Here is a 17,559-nt window from a genome sequence, read left to right as displayed (position 1 = left end):
AACAACCTCTAAGGAATCGCTGAATAAACCCCGCCCGCTCGTCTCGAGCACTGCCGCGCTGGCGAGTTGCACAAAGTTGGGGCTGCCTCTGATACACGGCCCCTCCCCCCTGAAAACGCGCACCCCCGTGGCTTGCCACCCCAAGATCTCCAGCCCCCGGAATTACCCCACCGCCCCCACGAGCGCCAATGCCATCGTGACCGCTGTCACCCACGGGAAACACTGCCCACCCTGGGCGTGGGGACGGTCCAACAGCCGGATGCCGACCCAATTCGCGTTGGTGGGGTGATGCGCCGCGCTGCGCAGGCTGGCGAAGTCCACCGGGGCATCCAACAGCCACCGCGGGGCGAGCTGCACGAGGGGCGGCAGCCCAGGGATATCGCCCAGCCTCGGCGGCATGAGCGTGGGCACGGGCCGCCGCAGCAGCACGAGCAGATGCTCAGGCGGCCATTGCAGCCGCTGGAGCAAGCGCAGGTAGCGCATCCAGTCATCACGCAGTGCGCTCCAGTCGGTATCACCAGGCGCGCCACAAAACGCCACCTCCGAGCGTTGTGCGCTGGGACGGTAGCGCTGCAAGTGGGCGCGCATCGCGGCGGCATTGTCGTCGAGACTGAGACCCAGCGCGTGCTGCAGTCGCGCGCTCAACTCGCCCATCCAGCGCTCCTCGCGATAGTGGCGGCACGGGCTACGCAGCGGCGGCTGCAGCGCTTGGCGCAGCCAGGGCAGCTCGACGCGTTGCACGGCCCGCTGCCACGCCTCGATTTGCGCTGGGGTGACCTCCTCGGGGACGGGTGCGCCGCTGAGCGCCGCGAACACCGTCAGCGCCGACGCCACGGGAGCGGCGCCGGCGCACACGGGAAGTGGCGCCCGCAGCGGTTGGGGTGCGCGCGACGATGTGGGGGGCGATGTCAGCGGCGCTGGATCCACCCGGGGCTCGACCAAGGGCTGCCGCGCGCCGTGCACATGCTGCACCAACTGGCGTGGGCCGCCGCGGGCCAGATGCTTGCTGACTGTGGGCTGGCTCAGCCCGGTGAGTGCCACCCACAGCGCCTGCCGCAGTGCGCGGGCTTGGCGCAGCACGGCCGCGTGCTGCAAGAAGACCTGCGCGTGCACGTAGTGCACGAGCGAGACCTCGGGCGCGATGTGGCCGAGCAATCGCGCCAAAGCGTAGCCGATGGCGCGTGTGCCCGCCGGGCGCACGCCCAGCAGCCAGCGGCGCAGACGCGCCCCGCGGCGCAGCAACGCCTGCGTGGGCGGGTCGTGCGCGAAAAGCTCGAGCAGCTCGGGATGGGTGGGCACGTACAGGGCCAGCGTCATCCAGGTGGCAAACGCGTGGCGCAAGTGGTGCAGGCGCGCGCGGGGTTGTTGACCCAGCTGGCGCTGCGCAGCGGTGAGCGCTTCGATGACGAGATCGGCCAAGCGCTCGTGCGACAGCACGCCATCGGGGTGGTCAGGGTCGCGCCCAGGGACCCCAAAGACATAGGCTTGCCCCGGCTCGGGCTCCAGGCTGCACTCCTGGCGGCGCTGCGCGAGCCACTGGCGCAACCAGCGCCGCTCCTCGACATCGAGCAGCACGCCCGCAGGCACCGCGCGTGTGGCTGCAGGCGTCTTGAGGCGGCGGCGCGCGTGTGGGCGAACCAGCAGCATCAGGTCGGTGTCGCCGGGGACGTCGCACAAGCGCAAACCCAGCATCTCTTGGCGGCGCATCCCGGTACGAAACCCGAGCACGAGCAGCAGCCGCGCGGCCTGCCAGCGCCGCGTCGACTGCAAGTGGGAGGGGGGACGCGACAGGTACGCCAGGGCTTCGCGGTACGTGCGCGCATCGATCAGCTCGGCATCGACCGCTTTCAGGGTGCGCACGTCTTGCAGCTGCTCGTTGACGAGGCGCTGCACGCCGCGCATGGAGCCACGGACGAAGGCAGCCGACAGTGCCGCGTCGTACGCGAGGTAGCGCAGCCAATCGTGCACGGCCCACTCGCGCGCGTTGACCTCCTTCTGGCTGGGCCCGTCGAGGACGATCTGCGCCAGGGCTTCGGCCACGAACTCGGGGCTGCGCGGCGCGGGGTCGTCTGGGGTAGCGGCGTTCGACGGGTCCCTGACCCACAGGTCACGGACGATGAGCTCGGCCGCGAGCTGCAGCGCCCCTGTGGGCGCGTACGCGGGGATGGAGTGGCGACCCTGACGCGAGGGCGGCGGCGGGCGCTGCTGCGCAGCGCGCGCGTGCAAAGCGGGCTCACCCTGGTCTGTCGATGCGCCCTGGCCGATGGTATCGGCAGCCGCTGCCGTGCGGCGTTGCATGACTTGCACGACCCACTGCAGCAAGGGGCGGTGGGCATCATCGACCCAGGCTTGCGCGTCGGCCAAGGCCAGTACGCGTGCTTCGCGATCGCTTGCATGCAGCGCGTCGCGCAGCGCGGCCAGCCAAGCGTGCTGCAGCGCCACGCGATCGACGACATCGTCACCGTCGGGCGACGAGGAGGCGTCGGGCGCGCAACGCCCGTCGTCGTCTGCGGCGTCACGCACGGCAGCGTGCTCGCCGGCGTCGGCGCCCATGAGCGGCTGCCAGCTGGCGTCGTGCAGATCGAAGTTGGTGATCTCGCGCGCGGTGGTCGCCAGCACCGCAGCGGGTGCATGGCGGTGCCACCAGTGGCGTGCCGCGGACACCAGCTCCTTCAACGAAGTGGGCAGGTCGGGCACGCCGAGCCAGCGGCGGGCGTGATCGAGCAAGGCGTGATTCTTGATCGTGGGGCGGGCTAGGCTGGGCTCGGCGCCGCTGGGGCGCTGCAGCCATAGCAAGCGCGTCACCGGATCGAGCAGCCAACGCTGCAGGTGCAGTGGGCCTCTGCCCTCGTAGGCATGGCGAAACACGACCCAGACGTCGCCTGCGGGGCCATGCCCGAGGCGTGCATGCCACGCCTGCACACGCCACTGGCGCAGCTTGTCGGGGTCGAGCAAAGCGCCAAAGAACACGGCCGACAGCAGCAGCGCCGCCTGCCACAGCACCGGGTCTGTGGCAGGCATGCGCGCGGGGCGTTGCTCAGGCTGCGCATGCGCGCAGGCGACGAGGCGATCGATGAACGCTTGGCGCCAGCGCTGCACCTGCGCGGCACGCTCATCGTGCTCGGGCGCAAAAGGACTCGAGGGCAGGCGCACCGGCACGAGCAGCGGGGTTTGTGCGCGCGGCAGCGCCCGCACCGCGGGGCTGGCCGCCTCGAGGGCGAGGTGGGCGTCGTGCAGCCAGCGCGTCCAGCGCTCGGCGTCTTTGATCGCCTTGCTGTGGGCATGGACACGCGCAGGCCCGCTGCCGCGCGTCCCGAGCACGTGCAGCACCACCGCTTGCGCCAGCGCCTGCGCAGCGCTGTCGTCTTGCAACGCTGCGCGCTGCAGCCCGACAATGGGGCGGCCACTGAGCAGCTGGGCCAGTGCGTGCGGCTGCGAGGCCAACCACTCGCGCAGCGCTTGCAGCTCGAGCTGCAGCGCCGGTGGGCAGCCGCGCGCGACCCGCTCCCAGGCGCGTGGCACCGCTGCGGGGTCGGGATGGGGACAGGCGCTGTCGCTCACGTCGGCTCCAGCCCTGCAGCGCCCCGGCGGCGGGTGACAAGAGCGAAGCGGCTGTGCACGGGACGCACCCCCCACTCTTGCAGCAAGGTCTCGAGCACGCCACACAGCGGCTCGAGCAGCATGCTCAAGTTGGCACTGGAAGCTGGCAGCCAGGGTTGCTCGCCCAGGTTGGCGTGCCCGAGCCACGCATCGACCGCCTCCGCCCGCACCCCACGCTCGAGCAGCTCGGTGCGCAGCAGCGCCCGTGCGAGGTTGAGCGGCACCTCGGGTGGCTCCGGCAAGCGCAGCGCGTGTTGCAAATGCATGCCTAGGCGAGCGCGCAGCTTGGGGCCCATTCCACGCAGGCCAGACTGGGGCGCTTGCAGGTCGGCCCAGGCCGGCTGCTCCGGGACGGGGGTGCCCAGCCAGGCCAGCGCCTGCCGGGCGTAGTCCCCATGGATGGCGTGGCCGCTCCACTGCTGCAGCAGCGGCCGGGGCAGCCACACGAGGCGGGCGCGGCTGGCGATCTCGAGCTCTTTATCGGCCAGCCCCATCCATTGCGGCGTCGACGGGCAGCCCGAGCGTTCCCAGCGCTGCCACAGTTGCTGCGCGGCGCGCAGGCCGCGCACTCCGGTGCTCAGCGCGGTACACAGGTAGGTGTAGAGCACGTAGTCGAGGTGGTAGGCGGCGCGACTGGCGATGTCACCCGCGGGGGGCTGGCTCAGCCTCTGGCGCAAGTGTGCCAGCAACGCGCGCACCACGTCCGAGCGGATGACCCAACGTGCGCCAGCACAGGGGTCGCCTTCGAGGGCGAAGGCGTCGGGCGCAAAGGGTCGGGGCACCGCGCCACAGCGGCGCAGCAGCTTGGCTTGCACGCGCGCGACGGTGGCCACCAGGGTACTGGCGGGGTGTTGGGTGTAGTACATGCGCGGCTCGCTGGCATGTGTTGGTCCGCCGGTGAGCAGCCACACGAGCGAGGCGTCACCCGTGTGGGCCAGCGCCAGTGCCGCGAGCGTGTGCGCGAGGCGCTGGGGGGTGATGCGAGCGGTGTCGAGCGCGCGCGCCGCGATCCAGTGGGTCACCGCGTCGGCGACCGTGTTCTCGCGCATGCGAAACACCTGCTCTCCTTGGGGCTTGCTGGGCGGATCGGGCACCGACTCAGACGCTGCGGTCGCATCGCGAGCATCGTCGCGCAGCCACGCCAGCAGCGCGTCGCTCCAGGGTGAACGATCGGGCAGCAGCAGCGCCGCGCCGTCGCCCAGGTGCGGCCGCGCCAGCGGGTTGAGGCTGGGCGGCAGTTCGGTGCGGTAGCTGGGCGCGGGCAGCGGCAGCGCCCAACCCAGGGGGCGCTCGCCACAGACGACGAGTTGCAAATCCTCTGTGCCGCTGCGGGCAACCAGCGCGGGCGCCTGCTGCGGGTCGTGCACTCGCCAACAGCGCAGGCGGTGCAGCCGCTCCAGGGGCTGGCCGGTGACCAACATCCCCATCACGAGCAGCGCGCCCAGGCGCAGCCGCTGTGCGTCGCGCGCACGGGGGGCGAGACCCGTGGAGGTCGTGGGCTGGTCCAGGCGCCAATCGACCTGCAGCGCCTGCCACACCGCCTGCAACTCCCCCGGGGTGAGGCAGCGCCAATCCCAGGCAAAGTGCTGCGCGGCGCTGCGGTGGGCGCGGCTGCCCCACGTGGCCTGGCGCAGCCGGCTCGCGTAGTCGCTGGGCTTGACCCATTCGAACAGGGGCTCGCGCGCATCGGCCGCGCGCTGCTCGGGGTCGTCGCCTTCTTCGGCGTCGTCGGCAACATCCAGCCCACCAGCCGGCAGCGTCTGCCACACGATCTCGGCGGCTTCGATCTCACACCCCAGCCCAAGATCGGGGCCAAGCGCGGTTTCGATGCGCCGCTGCAGGTTCAGCCCCGCGCGCGCCGCCTCTTCGGACAGGCCCCACGGGACAAAGCCATGCTCGGGGTAGCGCTGTCCCGCACCGGTGTACATGCGGCGGGCGCGCCTCCCGCCTGCATCCGTCGCGCCCTGGCACACAAGGCTCGCGCGCTGGAAGAAGCGCAGCAGCCCCTGCAAATAGCGCTGCCAATCCCGGCGCTTGGCGCGCGCATCCGGCAGTCCCGCGGGCAACAGCTGGGCCAACACCGCGGGAGCCTGGCGCAGACGGGCCAGAAAGTCGGGGGCGTCCGGCTGCAAAAAGGCCAGCAGCGTCTGCGTGCCCGGCAAGCTGAACTCACGCAGGGCAAGCCCCGCTTCGTAGCTGCTCACATGATCGCTCAAGTGCTCCTGGGCCGCGCGGTGGGTGTCGTAGGTGAGCAGCGACGACTCGCCCAATGCCCAACGCGCATCCCAATACGCCAGGAGCACGCGCCGCTGCAGCCACGCGTGGTGCACATCGGCGCCGGCTTTGTTCAGCGGCAGCAGCAGCGAGGGGGCGCCGGCGTGTGGAGGGGCGCTCGGGTGGGCAGGAGCGTCCGCGTGGCTGTTCCACAGTGCCGCAACGACGGGGTAGGTATCGACCCCGTAACGCATCAGGGGGTGGCTCAGGCGTTGACGCGCACCCGTGCCGCGCGCGGTTGGCTGCGCATCGAAGTGCGCGAGCGCCTCTGGGGCCCGTGAGATGAGCGCATCACGCTGCGTCCACGCCCAGCGCAGCAATGACACCCAGGCTGGCAGCCAGTCGCCCCAGCGGTGCGCCGTGGGGTCGATGGACTCCAGCGCCAGCACGTCATGCACACGGGCAAAGACGCGCGCGTGCGCGCGCAGCCCCGGGTGGGCGTTGAGGCTGCGCAGCAGCCAGTGCAGCGCCTGCGGGTCGTGCCCAGCTTGCGCGGCCAGCGCGAGCAGCGCTTGCTGCGCGGGCGCCTCGCACGGCGCCACAAGCGCGTCGCGCCCGGCAGGAGAAGGCCGGGTTTTAGGCATGCGGCAGTGGGTTGGCCTTCCGCAGACGTGGTTGCGGCGGTTTTGCCCCAGACAGCGAGCCTGGCGAGGCACGCAGCGCGCGCAAGAACGTGGTGTGCTGCCGATCCTTCAAGACGCCATCGACCGGGTGCTGCGACCACCATTCGTAGAGCGCTGCGATCTGAGGAGGTGCGCGCAGCCCCGTGGCGGCCAATCCCAGAATCTCGGTGGCCAAGATCAGTTGCTTGTCGGCAACGGACAAGCGCTTGGGTGCGGTTACCACCAGTGCCGGTATGCCCGACGCGTTTGCATCGGCGTAGGCCCGGCGCGCCAGGTCCAGCGCCCAAGGCGAGCCGATGACACGATAGCGCAGCTCATGGCGGCTGCGCATCGGTGCCAGCAACGGGGGATGGCGCAACGCCAGCCAGCGCATGGCGAAGGGGTCCCACGCGTCGGTGTCGAGCAGCGCCACGGGAGGTAAGCCGACCTCTTGGAGAAACGCGCGCGTGTCGCTGTCGATGTCGACCACGGCCTGCACGGGTAGCCAACGCGGCTCGACCACGAAGCGCCCGGGCAGCCAGCGGCACGGGGCGGCGCGGTCCGCGGCGTCGGCAGACTCCGGCGTCGGCTCGGGAGGGGGCGGCTCAACGATCATCCTAAATCCGGCAGTTGGGCGCGCCCGGGCGGGTCGTCATCGGGCGCGCGGGCAAGGCGCAAACCACAGCCATGGCGGGCGCCATGGCGAGGATTTGCAACACCGCCCCCGCGCTCGAGGGCGGCTCGAACGGGTGCGCAGCGCTCACCCAAACAGTGAACGGCGTGCGCGCCGAAAATTGTTGAAACATCAACACCTTGCATTCAGCGAAAAGCGGTCAACTGCCGGATTTAGGATCATGGCCCCGCATGCTAGTCGAGCTGCCGCACCACGCGCAAGGGTGGTCGCGCTCGCCCCCTGCGTCAAGCCAGGGTATGCCTGGGCCAATACTGTCTGCCCTGCAGCGCGGGGTGACGCACGCCCTGGGCGCGCCCCTGGCGCCACAGCCGCTCCATGAGCTCGAGGTGGCCCGAGAGGGCATCGACACTGGCCAGATAGTGCGCCTCCGGGGTGCGCGGGCTGCGCAGGCCGACCCAAGCAGGCGCGTGGCAGGCATGGATGGCGTGATAGACCGCCAGGGCCTGGGCCTCGCTGGGTGCGAGCGTGGCAGGCAGCCGCGCTCGCGCCTGCGCCATCCACTCCAGCCCCGTTAGCCGGTGGCCCAGCAGTTCACCGCGCAGCGATAGCCCTGCGCTTTGCGGCCCTCGTGGGTCAGCGTGCGCGCGCGGGCTAAGCCACGCCTCGTATTCACCCGCTTTGCCCACGTCGTGCAGCAAGGCGGCCAGCAGCAGCACTCCGGGGTCGGCTTCGGGGTCGCTGCGGCTCAGGCGCGCGGCCTGCAGCGCACACTCCAGGCTGTGCCGCAGCAAGCCGTGGCGGCAGGCGTGGTGGTGCGCCAGCGAGGCGGGCGCGTGCAAGAAGGCCCACAGTCGCTGCGGGTGCTCCCAAAAGATCGCGTTGAACCAGGCCCGCAGCGCCTCGGGCAGGCGCGCCCACAGCAGGGCAAAGGCGTGCGAGACGTCCAGGCCCTGCAGCGGCTCGCTGGGCAGCCAATGGACAGGCACGGTGTGCAGCAAATTGACACCGGGCTGCACCCGGGGCAGCGACCACAGGCGCTGCACGGCCACGGGGTCAGTGCCGCGCTGCACGGCGGCCAGACCCGCTGCGCCCAAGGCCACCTGCACCAGCGCGCCCGCGCTCGGCAAGGGGGCCGCCGCCGGTGCTCGCCAGCACACGCGCCAGCGCCGCGCGTCGGCTTCGCGGGCCCCAGGCAGCACCCCCCACAGGATTGCTTCGCATTCACGCGCCCGACCCGTTGCCTGCGACCTCAGGCGCAGCAGCCGCAAGGGCACGCTCGGCGGCGCACAGCCTGGCGCGTCGGTGGGGCGCGGCAGTGGCGGCGGAGGTGGAGGCACGGATGGGATGACTTCCTGGCGCGCACCGCGCGCCCCGTGATCGAGGGCGGCGGCTCGCATCATCGACTCCCTTGTGTGCCATCGCTGGGGGACACGCCAGACGGTACCCGCGCGGGCAGCTCCAGGTGCTGGCGCAACAGCCGCTCGAAGGCTGAGCCGTCTTGGCGTGTGAGGTTGGGCACGTAGCGCGAATACACCCGAAAGAGCATCTCGGTGCTGGTGTGGCCGAGCTGGCGCGCGATCCACTCGGGCGACTCGCCCGCAGCGAGCCACAGAGTGGCAGCGGTGTGGCGCATCTGGTAGGGGCGTCGCAGGGCTAATCCCAGGTGACGCAGCAGCGGGTTCCAGATGCGGGTGATGAAGTTCTTGTTGTCGATGGGTTTACCCGCCCGGTTGCCAAATACGTAGACACTGTCCTCAGTAGCTGCGCGTCGCAGCGCCGCCAGCGCGTCGTAGACCATCTGATTCATTTGGATGTCGCGCATCGAGCCTTCGGTCTTGAGGTCGTCTTCCTCTCCCAGCACGATGGATTCGCGCACCAGGATGAGGCGGCGCTCGAAGTCGACCCAACGCCATTTGAGCCCGTGGACTTCGCCGGTGCGCATGCCGGTGAAGAACCGAACGATGAAGTACGGGCGCCAGTCGAGACGCACGGTCTGCAGGATGCGGTTGACCTCCTCCAGGCTAAAGGGCATGACCTCGCTGCGCTTGACCTTCAACGGTTTGACGGAGCGAAACGCCGAAGTAAACTCATAGCGGTCGGCAGCTTCGTTGAGGATTTGTCGCAGCGGCTTCATGATGGCGTTGATGCGACGGTTCGACAAAGGGGCACCAGCGGCACTTCGGGCAGGGACTTTGGCGAGGCTCGCCCGAAATGCCAACACGTCTGCTTTGCTGATGCTGCCGACCGCCTGATTCCCAAAGTGCGGCAGCAGGTATTTGTCGAGCACGCCGCGCTGAGTGACGATGTAGCTTCGCCGCCAGCCGACCCGAGCTTCGGCAAACCAGATCTCGGCAAACTCGGCGAAGGTGGGCGTGACCGGCGCGTGCGTCGCCCCTGTGGCGGCAGTTGCGGCGGCGGCAGGCTCAGCCACCACGGGCGTTGCCTGCGCCGCTTTGGGCTGTGGCTTGCCGAAGGTGCGCTCGTAGTCGAAGGTACCCGCAGCGATCTCGGCTTCGATGCGCTCGAGGACTTTTTGCAGCCGGCGTCGGTTGGCAGGGGTGTCGGGCAAGGCGGTTTGCTCGCGGTAGCGCTTTCCCTGCCACGTGAAGTCCATAAACAGCAGCCCTGTTTCCGGACGTACACGGATACTAGCCATAGATCATCCCTCCCCCCACGAGCGGGATCGCGACGCCGGATTGGCTCGAGCGGCGCCCCATGTCCGCTTCGATGTGCTCCCAGATGTAGAGCGTCTTGCGCCCACCAAAGGGGCGGATGTAGTGGCGCCCCTCCAGCAGCACGCTGTCTTTGAGCCGGTCGCGGATCGTGCGTACGTCGTATTTGATGCGTTGCGCCAGCTCCTCGGTCGTGAGATAGGTGAGAGGCACCCTAGGATTGCTCGTGATGTTTTCCACTGTAAGTCTCCTGACAACTAGTACACTAGGAGGTCTTTACGGCCTTTTCAAAACCGTTCCGATCTCCTGCAGGTTATTATGACAGAGTACGAAACTGTTTGCAAGCATTTTGACCCACTGAAGATCAGTTTTATCTGGGCTGTGCGATGATTCGCTGTCACTTCGCCCGCCTGTTAGGCGAACGCAAGCTCAAGATCAGTGACGTGTCACGAGCTACAGGCATCAACCGGGGCACGCTCACGCGGCTCTATTACGAAACGGCTGAGCGTGTCGAGCTCGATGTGCTGGACAAGCTTTGCGCCCATCTCGGCGTCGGCGTTGACGAATTGTTGGAACACGTACCCGACGAATCCCCTTGAAGGGCTGCACGCCGCTCCATCCACGGCGAGGTCGTGGCAGACAGACCGGCTCCCCGAATTCCGTAGCACGGAAAAGGAACAAAATCCGTGCAACGCAAAGGAAGCGCGATGCGCAAGAGCAAGTTCACGGAAGAGCAGATCATCGGGCTCATTCGCCAGGCTGACGCCGGCGTGAACGTGGCGGACTTATGCCGCTGGGAAGGCTTCAGCACGGCCACGTTCTACAAGTGGCTGGCCAAGTTCGGCGGCATGGAGGCCAGCGACGCGAAGCGGCTGCGCGAGCTTGGAGCCGAGAACGCCAGGCTTAAGAAGCTGCTTGCCGAAGCGGCGCTGGAGGGCGAAGCACTGAAGGTAGCCTTCGGGGTAAAGCGCTGAGCCCACCGGTCAAGAGACGGGCGGTGGGCAAGATGCTGCAAGACAGTGCGATCAGCGATCAGCGATCAGCGATCAGCGAGCGGCGGGCGTGTGCGCTGGTGGGCCTCGCGCGCGACATCTGGCGCCATCCAGCTCGACGAGCCGAGGCGGACCGCGACATGAGCCAACGCATCACCAAGCTGGCGCACGAGCGCCGGCGCTTCGTCCACCAGCGCATTGCCGACTTGCTCCGTGGCACAGAGGTCAACGATAAGCGGGTCTACCGGCTGTATCGGCTGGGTGACCTGGTGGTGCGCAAACGCCGAGGTAGCAAGCGGCTGAAGCTCGAACGCGTGCCCCTGAACCAGTGCGAGGCGATCAACGAGGTGTGGAGCATGGATTGCGTCAGCGACAGCCTGGCCAACGGGCGCCGGATCAAGCCTGACGATCCCCGACGACTTCAGCCACGCGTGCGCGGAGATCGCGGTGGACCGCGGCATCGGCGCGAGTACGTCGTGTGGGTGCTGGATCAGGCGGCCCGGTTCCGCGGCTACCCGCGAGCGGTGCGAACGGACCAAGGGCCGGAGTTCACCAGTCGCGCGTTCCTGGCGCGGGCGATGACCCGAGGCGTCAGGCACATCCTGAACCAGCTGGACAAGCCGACGCAGAACGCGTAAATCGAGAGCTTCAACGGCAAGGTTCCGCGACGAGTGCCTCAACGAGCACTGGTTCGAGACGTTGGCGCAGCCGCGACACGAGATCGCCAAGTGGCGGGTCGATTTCAACGAGGTGCGGCCTCCCAGCAACTGCGGCCGCGTCCCGCCGGCACGGTTCGGATCGCCGCATCGCCACGCAGCCCGCATGACACCAACGCAAGAGTAAAGTTCATCAACCCCGCGGAAATGTTCCAAACCGATGGTACGGGAAGCGGGGGCAGCTCAGCACGTCGAACTCACGCCGACGTCGATACCGATATCGAGATCTAGAGATAGCGACGGGGCGCGTAAGGAAGAGTACCCGTGCGGCTCGGGGAGCATCCCGAAATCTGCTTCTTGCAAGGCACAGAGCCTATGGTCAATTTATATCGAGTAGCCTACCCTGCGTGGCACAGGTTCGGCACAAGTTGGGCACAACCGGCGAGTCTCAAAAGTCAGATGACCACAAGGCTTTTTTACCTGTGATGGCATGCCTCGCCCAGCTTACCGAAAGCAGGTATCGAGAAAATACACTAAAAGTAATGGATAACCCATTGATTTGGCGCGGCTGGCGGGGATCGAACCCACGACCTTTGGCTTCGGAGGCCAACACTCTATCCACTGAGCTACAGCCGCATTTGGGCGCAGGGCCCATCGTCAAATTTTCACATGAAGCCTACATGACCATAGGCTTCGGAGGCCGATACTCTATCCACTGAGCTACAGCCGCTGACTCTGCAGGATGCGAGCTTACGCTCGCACGGCAAAGATGCCGCGCCAATTATCGCATGGAAACACGGCCGTCTCGCGCGGGCTATACCGTTCCATCAGACTTACTCATTCCTGCTCACACAGGAACAAAGCTGACTTCCTGCTTCATAGAGGCCGGTTTCGTCTTGAGCTTGCGCCCAAGGCCAGAGCCCGCCTCTCCACAGGCTGTCGCCGAGCAATCAGCTTGTCGCTGAAAGGGCTGGCAGCCGCCAGCCGAACTCTCGGCCACTTTTTTCAGATTGATCGCCGCGTTCACATCGCGGTCGTGAACCGCGCCGCAGTCTGGGCACGTCCACCGGCGCACCGACAGCGGCAAATCGTCGAGCTTGTGCCCGCACGCCGAGCATATCTTGCTGCTGGCAAAGAAGCGATCTGCCACTACGATCTCGCCGCCGCGCATCGCGGCCTTGTATTCCAGTTGCCGCCTGAACTCGAAGAAGCTCATGTCCATGATGGAGCGCGCCAGATGGCGGTTCTTCACCATGCCGCGCACATTCAGATCCTCAATGCCGATGGTGTGGAACCGGCGCGTGAGGTCTGTCGTGAGCTTGTGCAGCGCATCCGCGCGGATGTTGGCGATCCTGACGTGCAGCTTTGCCAGTCTGGCCCTGGCCTTCTTGCGGTTGGTCGAGCCTTTTTGCTTGCGCGATAGGCTCCTGGACAACCGTTTGAGACGGGCCAGCAGAGCGGTGTGCGCCTTGGGGCCAGGGATGGCCTCTCCCGTCGAGAGCGTTGCGAGTGCCAACACGCCCAGATCAACGCCTACCGCGCCTTGGTTTTCGGCTTTGGACAGGTGCGAACTGTCGGGCGTGTCCACGGTGATGCTGACAAACCAGCGGTCGGCCACACGGGAGATGGTGGCCGACATGAGCTTGCCAGCAAAGCGCAACGGCTCGCGCATGCGCACCCAGCCCAGATTGGGGATGCGGATGCGCGAACCGTCGATGTCGAACTGGTCGTTGGTGAGCGTGAAGCGGTCGTGCACACCCTTCTTGCGGAACTGCGGATGGCGGGCACGGCCAGCGAAGAAGTTCTGGAACGCCTGCCCCAACTGGATGATCGCCATCTGCGGCGCATTCTTCGTGACTTCGAGCATCCAAGGGAACTGCTCGCGCTTGATGGCGTTGAGCTGGCGGCGCAAGGACTGCTGAGAAGGCTTGGGCAGGCTAGGGTCGGCTTTCCATGCCTCGTACTGGCACTTCCAGTGGACTAGCGCCCAGTTGTAGGCAAAGCGGGCCGTCCCAGCGGCGCGAGCGAAATACGTCGCCTGCACGTTGTTCGGATCGAGCGCGATGCGGTGGGCAATCAGCATTGCGCAGCCTCCACGGCGGCCCGCACGCCTTCGATGAGCTTCTGGTTCTTGCGGGAGCGGCTGCCGTACAGCCGGGCGCTGAAGACGGTGATGATCTCCAGCACGTCTTTTGCCAAATCTTCCTCGAACATCGTGTCCTCGCCCTGGTTGAGGATCACGACTTCGACGCTCTTCGCCTCGCAGATGGCGAACACCAGTTCCGCGCCAAAGCGCAGCAGCCGGTCTTTGTGCGTGATGACCAAGCGCCCGACCTGACCATCGATGATCGCATCGAGCAGGCGCTTCAGGCCCTTCTTTTGATAGTTCATGCCGGAACCCAGGTCGGCAATGACCTCGAACGTCCAGCCTTGGCGGGCGCAATAGAGTTCGAGCACCTGCTTTTGCCGCTCCAGATCGTCCTTCTGATCGTGGCTGGAGACCCGTGCGTAGGCGATGGTGCGGCGTGGCGTCTCCGGTGCGCGGAATTGCTCTGGCCGAAGCCGCGCAAGGTCATAGCGGCGCCGGCCACCCGGCGTGCGCTCATCGGCCAAAAGCCGACCCTCGCGCTCCCAGCGGCGCAGGGTCTGAGGCGACACGCCCAGGAACTCGGCGGCCTCTTGAATGCTGACCATCTTGCGAGACATGATCAAAATATACAATACTGCGCAAGAACATTCAACTTTCATTTAAGCTACTCGAACCCCTGGCCCGCTCTTCGAGGAACGCCTCGGCCACGGTTAGCCGTGGGACGGCAGCAAGGAGCGCCTGGGTGTATGGATCGCTCGGTCGCGTGAGAATTTGATCGGCGGGCCCCGCCTCGACGAGTTTTCCGGCTTTCATGACCGCGATTTCGTCGGCCAAGTACTCGACCACGCCGAAGTTGTGCGTGATGAACAGATAGGCGACGCCGAGTTCCTGTTGCAGCTCTTTGAAGAGGTTGAGGATTTGCGCCTGCACCGACACGTCGAGGGCCGAGGTGGGCTCATCGGCCACGATGATTTCCGGTTCGACGGCGAGGGCTCGGGCGATGGCCAGGCGTTGCCGCTGTCCGCCGGAGAACTCATGCGGGAATCGCTGTCCGGCCGTGGACGGCAGACCCACGCGGTCAAGCAAGGCGGCGATCCTGCGGCCGCGTTCCCGGGCGTCGAGGTCGGTGCGGAGCGCAGCCACGCCTTCTTCGAGAATGTCGCTGACCCGCATGCGCGGATTCAGCGATGCGAAGGGGTCTTGAAACACCACCTGAAGCCGGCGTCGCGCCGCGCGCAAGGCCTCGCCCTCGAGCGCATCGAGCGGCTGCCCGCGCAACAGGGCTTGACCGCTGATCGTCGCGGTCTGCCGCAACAACTGCAGCAGGCCTTTGCCGACCGTGCTTTTGCCGCTGCCGGACTCGCCCACGAGGGCGAGCGTCGAGCCGGCGGCGACCTTCAGCGACACGCCATCGACCGCGCGGACGTAGTCCACGGTGCGCTGCAGCAAACCTTTGCGGATCGGGAACCAGACGCGATAGTCCCTGAGCTCCAGCAGCGTTTCGGCCGTTGCGGCGGCGCGCTCGTGGGCCCCAGTGGGCTGCAGTGTCGTAGGCGAGCGCAGGTCCACCCGGGTGGGTGTCGCGGGCGCACGCTCGGCCTCGGGGTAGAGAAAGCAACGCACCTGGTGCCCGTGCCCCATGTCGACCAGGTCGGGTGGCGTTTGCTCGCAGCGGGGCATGACGTGGCTGCAGCGGTTCGCAAAGCGGCAGCGCGTAAAGCTTTGGTTGAGCGGCGGGACTTGGCCGGGGATCGAAGCCAATGGCTGTCCGCGCTTGGCGGCGTCCGGCAGCGCCTGGAACAGGCTCACGGCGTAGGGGTGCAGCGGCCGCGCGAAGAATTCGGCCGCTTCGGCCACCTCGACCAGCTGGCCGGCGTACATCATGCCGACCCGGTGAGCCATCTGGGCGACCACCGCCAGGTCGTGCGTGATGAGCAGGATGGCCAGGCGTTGCGACTGCTGCAGCGACTTCAGTAGGTCGAGAATCTGGGCCTGGATGGTAACGTCGAGCGCCGTGGTGGGTTCGTCGGCGACGACGATGTCGGGCTCGGCCGCCAGCGCAATCGCGATCATCACGCGTTGCTTCTGCCCCCCCGACATCTGGAACGGGTAGGTGTCGATGCGCCGCTCGGGCTCGGGGATGCCGACGCGATCGAGCCACTCGATGGCACGCCGTCGTGCATCGGCACCGCGCAGCGCGGTGTGGCGCTCGATGACTTCGATGATCTGACGCCCCACCGTCATGATGGGGTTCAGACTGGTCGAAGGCTCCTGAAAGATGATGCTGATGCGACGGCCTCGAAAATCGCGCATCTTGGCTTCAGGCAATTGAACCAGGTCGGTTTCGCCGAGGCGCACGGATCCCGCGGCGACGCGGCCGCTGTCGGGCAAAAGCCGCAGCAGCGACATGGCCGTCATGGACTTGCCGCAACCGGACTCTCCCACCAGCGCGAAGGTCTCCCCGCGTTCCAGGGTCAGCGAGAGCGCATCGACGGCGCGCACGACGCCGGTCTCGGCATCGATTTCGGTACAGAGGTGATCGACGGTCAGCATGGGGATCAGGATTTCGAGGAAGCGGCGGCTGAAGCCGTCCGGGGCGGCGGCAGTTTGTGGACGCGGAAGCTTCGCGCACGGGGGTCGAAGGCTTCACGCACGGCGCTCGAGAACAGCGTCATCGACAGCACCAAGGTCACCATGAAACTGAACGCGGTCACCAGGTTCCACCACACCACCGGGTCGCGCGACATCTCATTGCGCGCGCCGTTGATCATGGTGCCAAAGCTGTTGGTGCTCGGGTCCACGCCCACACCTACGTAAGACAGCACGGCCTCGTAGAGCACCAGCCCGGAGAAGTCGAGCACCGCCACGATGACGACGATGTGCATCAGGTTGGGCAGGATGTGGCGGCGCATGATGCCGGCATCGGACACGCCAAAGGCGCGGGCGGCTTGCACGAAGTCCAGCTCGCCGAGCTTGAGCGTTTCGGCGCGCAGCAGTCGCGCGAGCTGCGCCCAGCCGGTGATGCCCAGCACCACCGCCAGCAGGAAGAGCCGAACATCGGCGCGTTCCAAGCCGGTGGCGAAGAGATTGGGGTTTTTGTCGATGAAGACCTGAATCAGCAGCACGAAGGCCGAGATCAGCAGCACCGACGGAATCGACGAGAGCACCGTGTAGAGGTATTGAATCGCATCGTCGACCCAACCCTTGAAATAGCCAGCGAGCACGCCGAACAGAATCGCCAGGGGCAACGTGGCGAGCGTCGCCAGCGAACCGATGACGATCGCGGTGCGCACGGATTTGATGGCCTGGAAAAGAACATCATTGCCGGTTTGATCGGTGCCCATGACGTGGTAGTACGGCCACAGCGCCGCCAGCCAGCCCACCAGCAGCAAGAGCACGCTCAAGGTCCACAGGGCCGCGCGCCAAGGGTAGGCCGTGTGCCCATGCCAGAGCCGGGTAAAGCTCGCCCCCAGGGGCTGCGCAGCGTTCTTTCCTAAGCGCCAAGTCACGAGCAGCCACAGCGCGGCCGAGGCGAGCAGGCCCGCGGCGAGACCGGCTGCCGATTTCCGCAGCACATCGGGCAGCCAGTCGCGCGCGGGGTCTTGCAGATGCCGACCACCGTAAGCCAGTCGGGGAAAGTCGCGCACCATCTTGCCGTTGACGAGGACGGACTCCTTGGAAAACTGATGCGTGCCGAGGGGGACGGAATAGGTACGTTCCACGGCTTCGCGCGGGCCACTCAGCAAGACGTCGAGCAGCGACAGCGTGCGCGTGGAATACGCGACCGGCGCGTCGCTGGCTGCCGCCGCATCGGCGGCGGGCAGCCGGGGCCGGAAGTGCACGGAATCGAGAGTGGCCAGCAAGAAGAACAGCAGCAACACCAGCCCCGCGGAGACTGCCGAGGGATTCTTCAGCACTTGGATCCAGGTTTGGCGCAGGCTGGGCGAACGCGCGGCGTGTCGGATGTAGACACCGATGCCGATCAGAATCGCCAGCAGGGCGAGGTCGGTGGCGAGGAAGACGAACTTGGGCATGGAAGA

12 protein-coding genes, 1 tRNA gene and 1 pseudogene are annotated in these 17,559 nt (G+C 67.2%); 2 read left to right on the top strand and 12 right to left on the bottom strand.

Annotated elements, in window-relative coordinates:
• Nucleotides 1-162 precede the first annotated feature (162 nt).
• The 7 genes from EDC62_RS12375 to EDC62_RS12345 form a co-directional block, all read right to left on the bottom strand.
• Nucleotides 163-3,561, bottom strand: a complete 3,399-nt coding sequence (locus EDC62_RS12375) for a site-specific integrase (protein ID WP_124224132.1) — start codon at nt 3,559-3,561, stop codon at nt 163-165.
• On the bottom strand, nt 3,558-6,458 hold the full coding sequence (locus EDC62_RS12370; protein ID WP_124224131.1) for a hypothetical protein: 2,901 nt from the start codon (nt 6,456-6,458) through the stop codon (nt 3,558-3,560). The genes EDC62_RS12375 and EDC62_RS12370 overlap by 4 nt, the downstream gene beginning before the upstream one ends.
• Nucleotides 6,451-7,092, bottom strand: a complete 642-nt coding sequence (locus EDC62_RS12365) for a hypothetical protein (protein ID WP_124224130.1) — start codon at nt 7,090-7,092, stop codon at nt 6,451-6,453. The genes EDC62_RS12370 and EDC62_RS12365 overlap by 8 nt, the downstream gene beginning before the upstream one ends.
• 1 nt (nt 7,093) lies before the next feature.
• A complete protein-coding gene (locus EDC62_RS12360) occupies nt 7,094-7,282 on the bottom strand; it encodes a hypothetical protein (protein ID WP_124224129.1) in 189 nt (62 codons plus the stop codon).
• Between the two features lie 112 nt (nt 7,283-7,394).
• On the bottom strand, nt 7,395-8,507 hold the full coding sequence (locus EDC62_RS12355; RefSeq protein WP_170159073.1) for an HD domain-containing protein: 1,113 nt from the start codon (nt 8,505-8,507) through the stop codon (nt 7,395-7,397).
• Complete coding sequence (locus EDC62_RS12350) at nt 8,507-9,724, bottom strand: site-specific integrase (protein ID WP_245968876.1); 1,218 nt, start codon at nt 9,722-9,724, stop codon at nt 8,507-8,509. The genes EDC62_RS12355 and EDC62_RS12350 overlap by 1 nt, the downstream gene beginning before the upstream one ends.
• A gap of 34 nt (nt 9,725-9,758) precedes the next feature.
• Entirely contained in the window at nt 9,759-9,995 is a 237-nt protein-coding gene (locus EDC62_RS12345; RefSeq protein ID WP_124224126.1) for a hypothetical protein, read from the bottom strand.
• A gap of 173 nt (nt 9,996-10,168) precedes the next feature.
• On the opposite strand from EDC62_RS12345, the gene EDC62_RS12340 reads away from it, so the two are divergent.
• Together EDC62_RS12340 and EDC62_RS12335 are read left to right on the top strand one after the other, a co-directional pair.
• A complete protein-coding gene (locus EDC62_RS12340; protein ID WP_124224125.1) occupies nt 10,169-10,381 on the top strand; it encodes a helix-turn-helix domain-containing protein in 213 nt (70 codons plus the stop codon).
• A gap of 108 nt (nt 10,382-10,489) precedes the next feature.
• A pseudogene (locus EDC62_RS12335) lies at nt 10,490-11,617 on the top strand (IS3 family transposase).
• Nucleotides 11,618-11,990: 373 nt separating this feature from the next.
• Here the strand turns inward: EDC62_RS12335 and EDC62_RS12330 are convergent.
• From EDC62_RS12330 to EDC62_RS12310, 5 genes are all read right to left on the bottom strand, one after another.
• A tRNA-Arg gene (locus tag EDC62_RS12330) sits at nt 11,991-12,066 on the bottom strand.
• A gap of 211 nt (nt 12,067-12,277) precedes the next feature.
• The gene (locus tag EDC62_RS12325) at nt 12,278-13,513 is read right to left on the bottom strand and encodes an RNA-guided endonuclease InsQ/TnpB family protein (RefSeq protein WP_124224124.1); all 1,236 of its coding nucleotides are present in this window, start codon (nt 13,511-13,513) and stop codon (nt 12,278-12,280) included.
• The gene (locus tag EDC62_RS12320; RefSeq protein WP_124224123.1) at nt 13,507-14,136 is read right to left on the bottom strand and encodes an IS607 family transposase; all 630 of its coding nucleotides are present in this window, start codon (nt 14,134-14,136) and stop codon (nt 13,507-13,509) included. The genes EDC62_RS12325 and EDC62_RS12320 overlap by 7 nt, the downstream gene beginning before the upstream one ends.
• A 31-nt stretch (nt 14,137-14,167) precedes the next feature.
• Nucleotides 14,168-16,072: an ABC transporter ATP-binding protein gene (locus tag EDC62_RS12315; protein ID WP_124224122.1), complete on the bottom strand. Its 1,905-nt coding sequence runs from the start codon at nt 16,070-16,072 to the stop codon at nt 14,168-14,170.
• Nucleotides 16,073-16,077: 5 nt separating this feature from the next.
• Nucleotides 16,078-17,553 carry an ABC transporter permease gene (locus EDC62_RS12310; RefSeq protein WP_124224121.1) on the bottom strand — a complete coding sequence of 492 codons (1,476 nt, stop codon included), beginning with the start codon at nt 17,551-17,553 and terminating at the stop codon, nt 16,078-16,080.
• Nucleotides 17,554-17,559 lie beyond the last annotated feature (6 nt).

The organism is Tibeticola sediminis, from assembly GCF_003843835.1.
In the GTDB taxonomy this organism is placed as follows: domain Bacteria; phylum Pseudomonadota; class Gammaproteobacteria; order Burkholderiales; family Burkholderiaceae_C; genus Tibeticola; species Tibeticola sediminis.
Note: the sequence above shows the minus strand (reverse complement) of the source record. Positions and strands in the feature narration are given on the sequence as shown.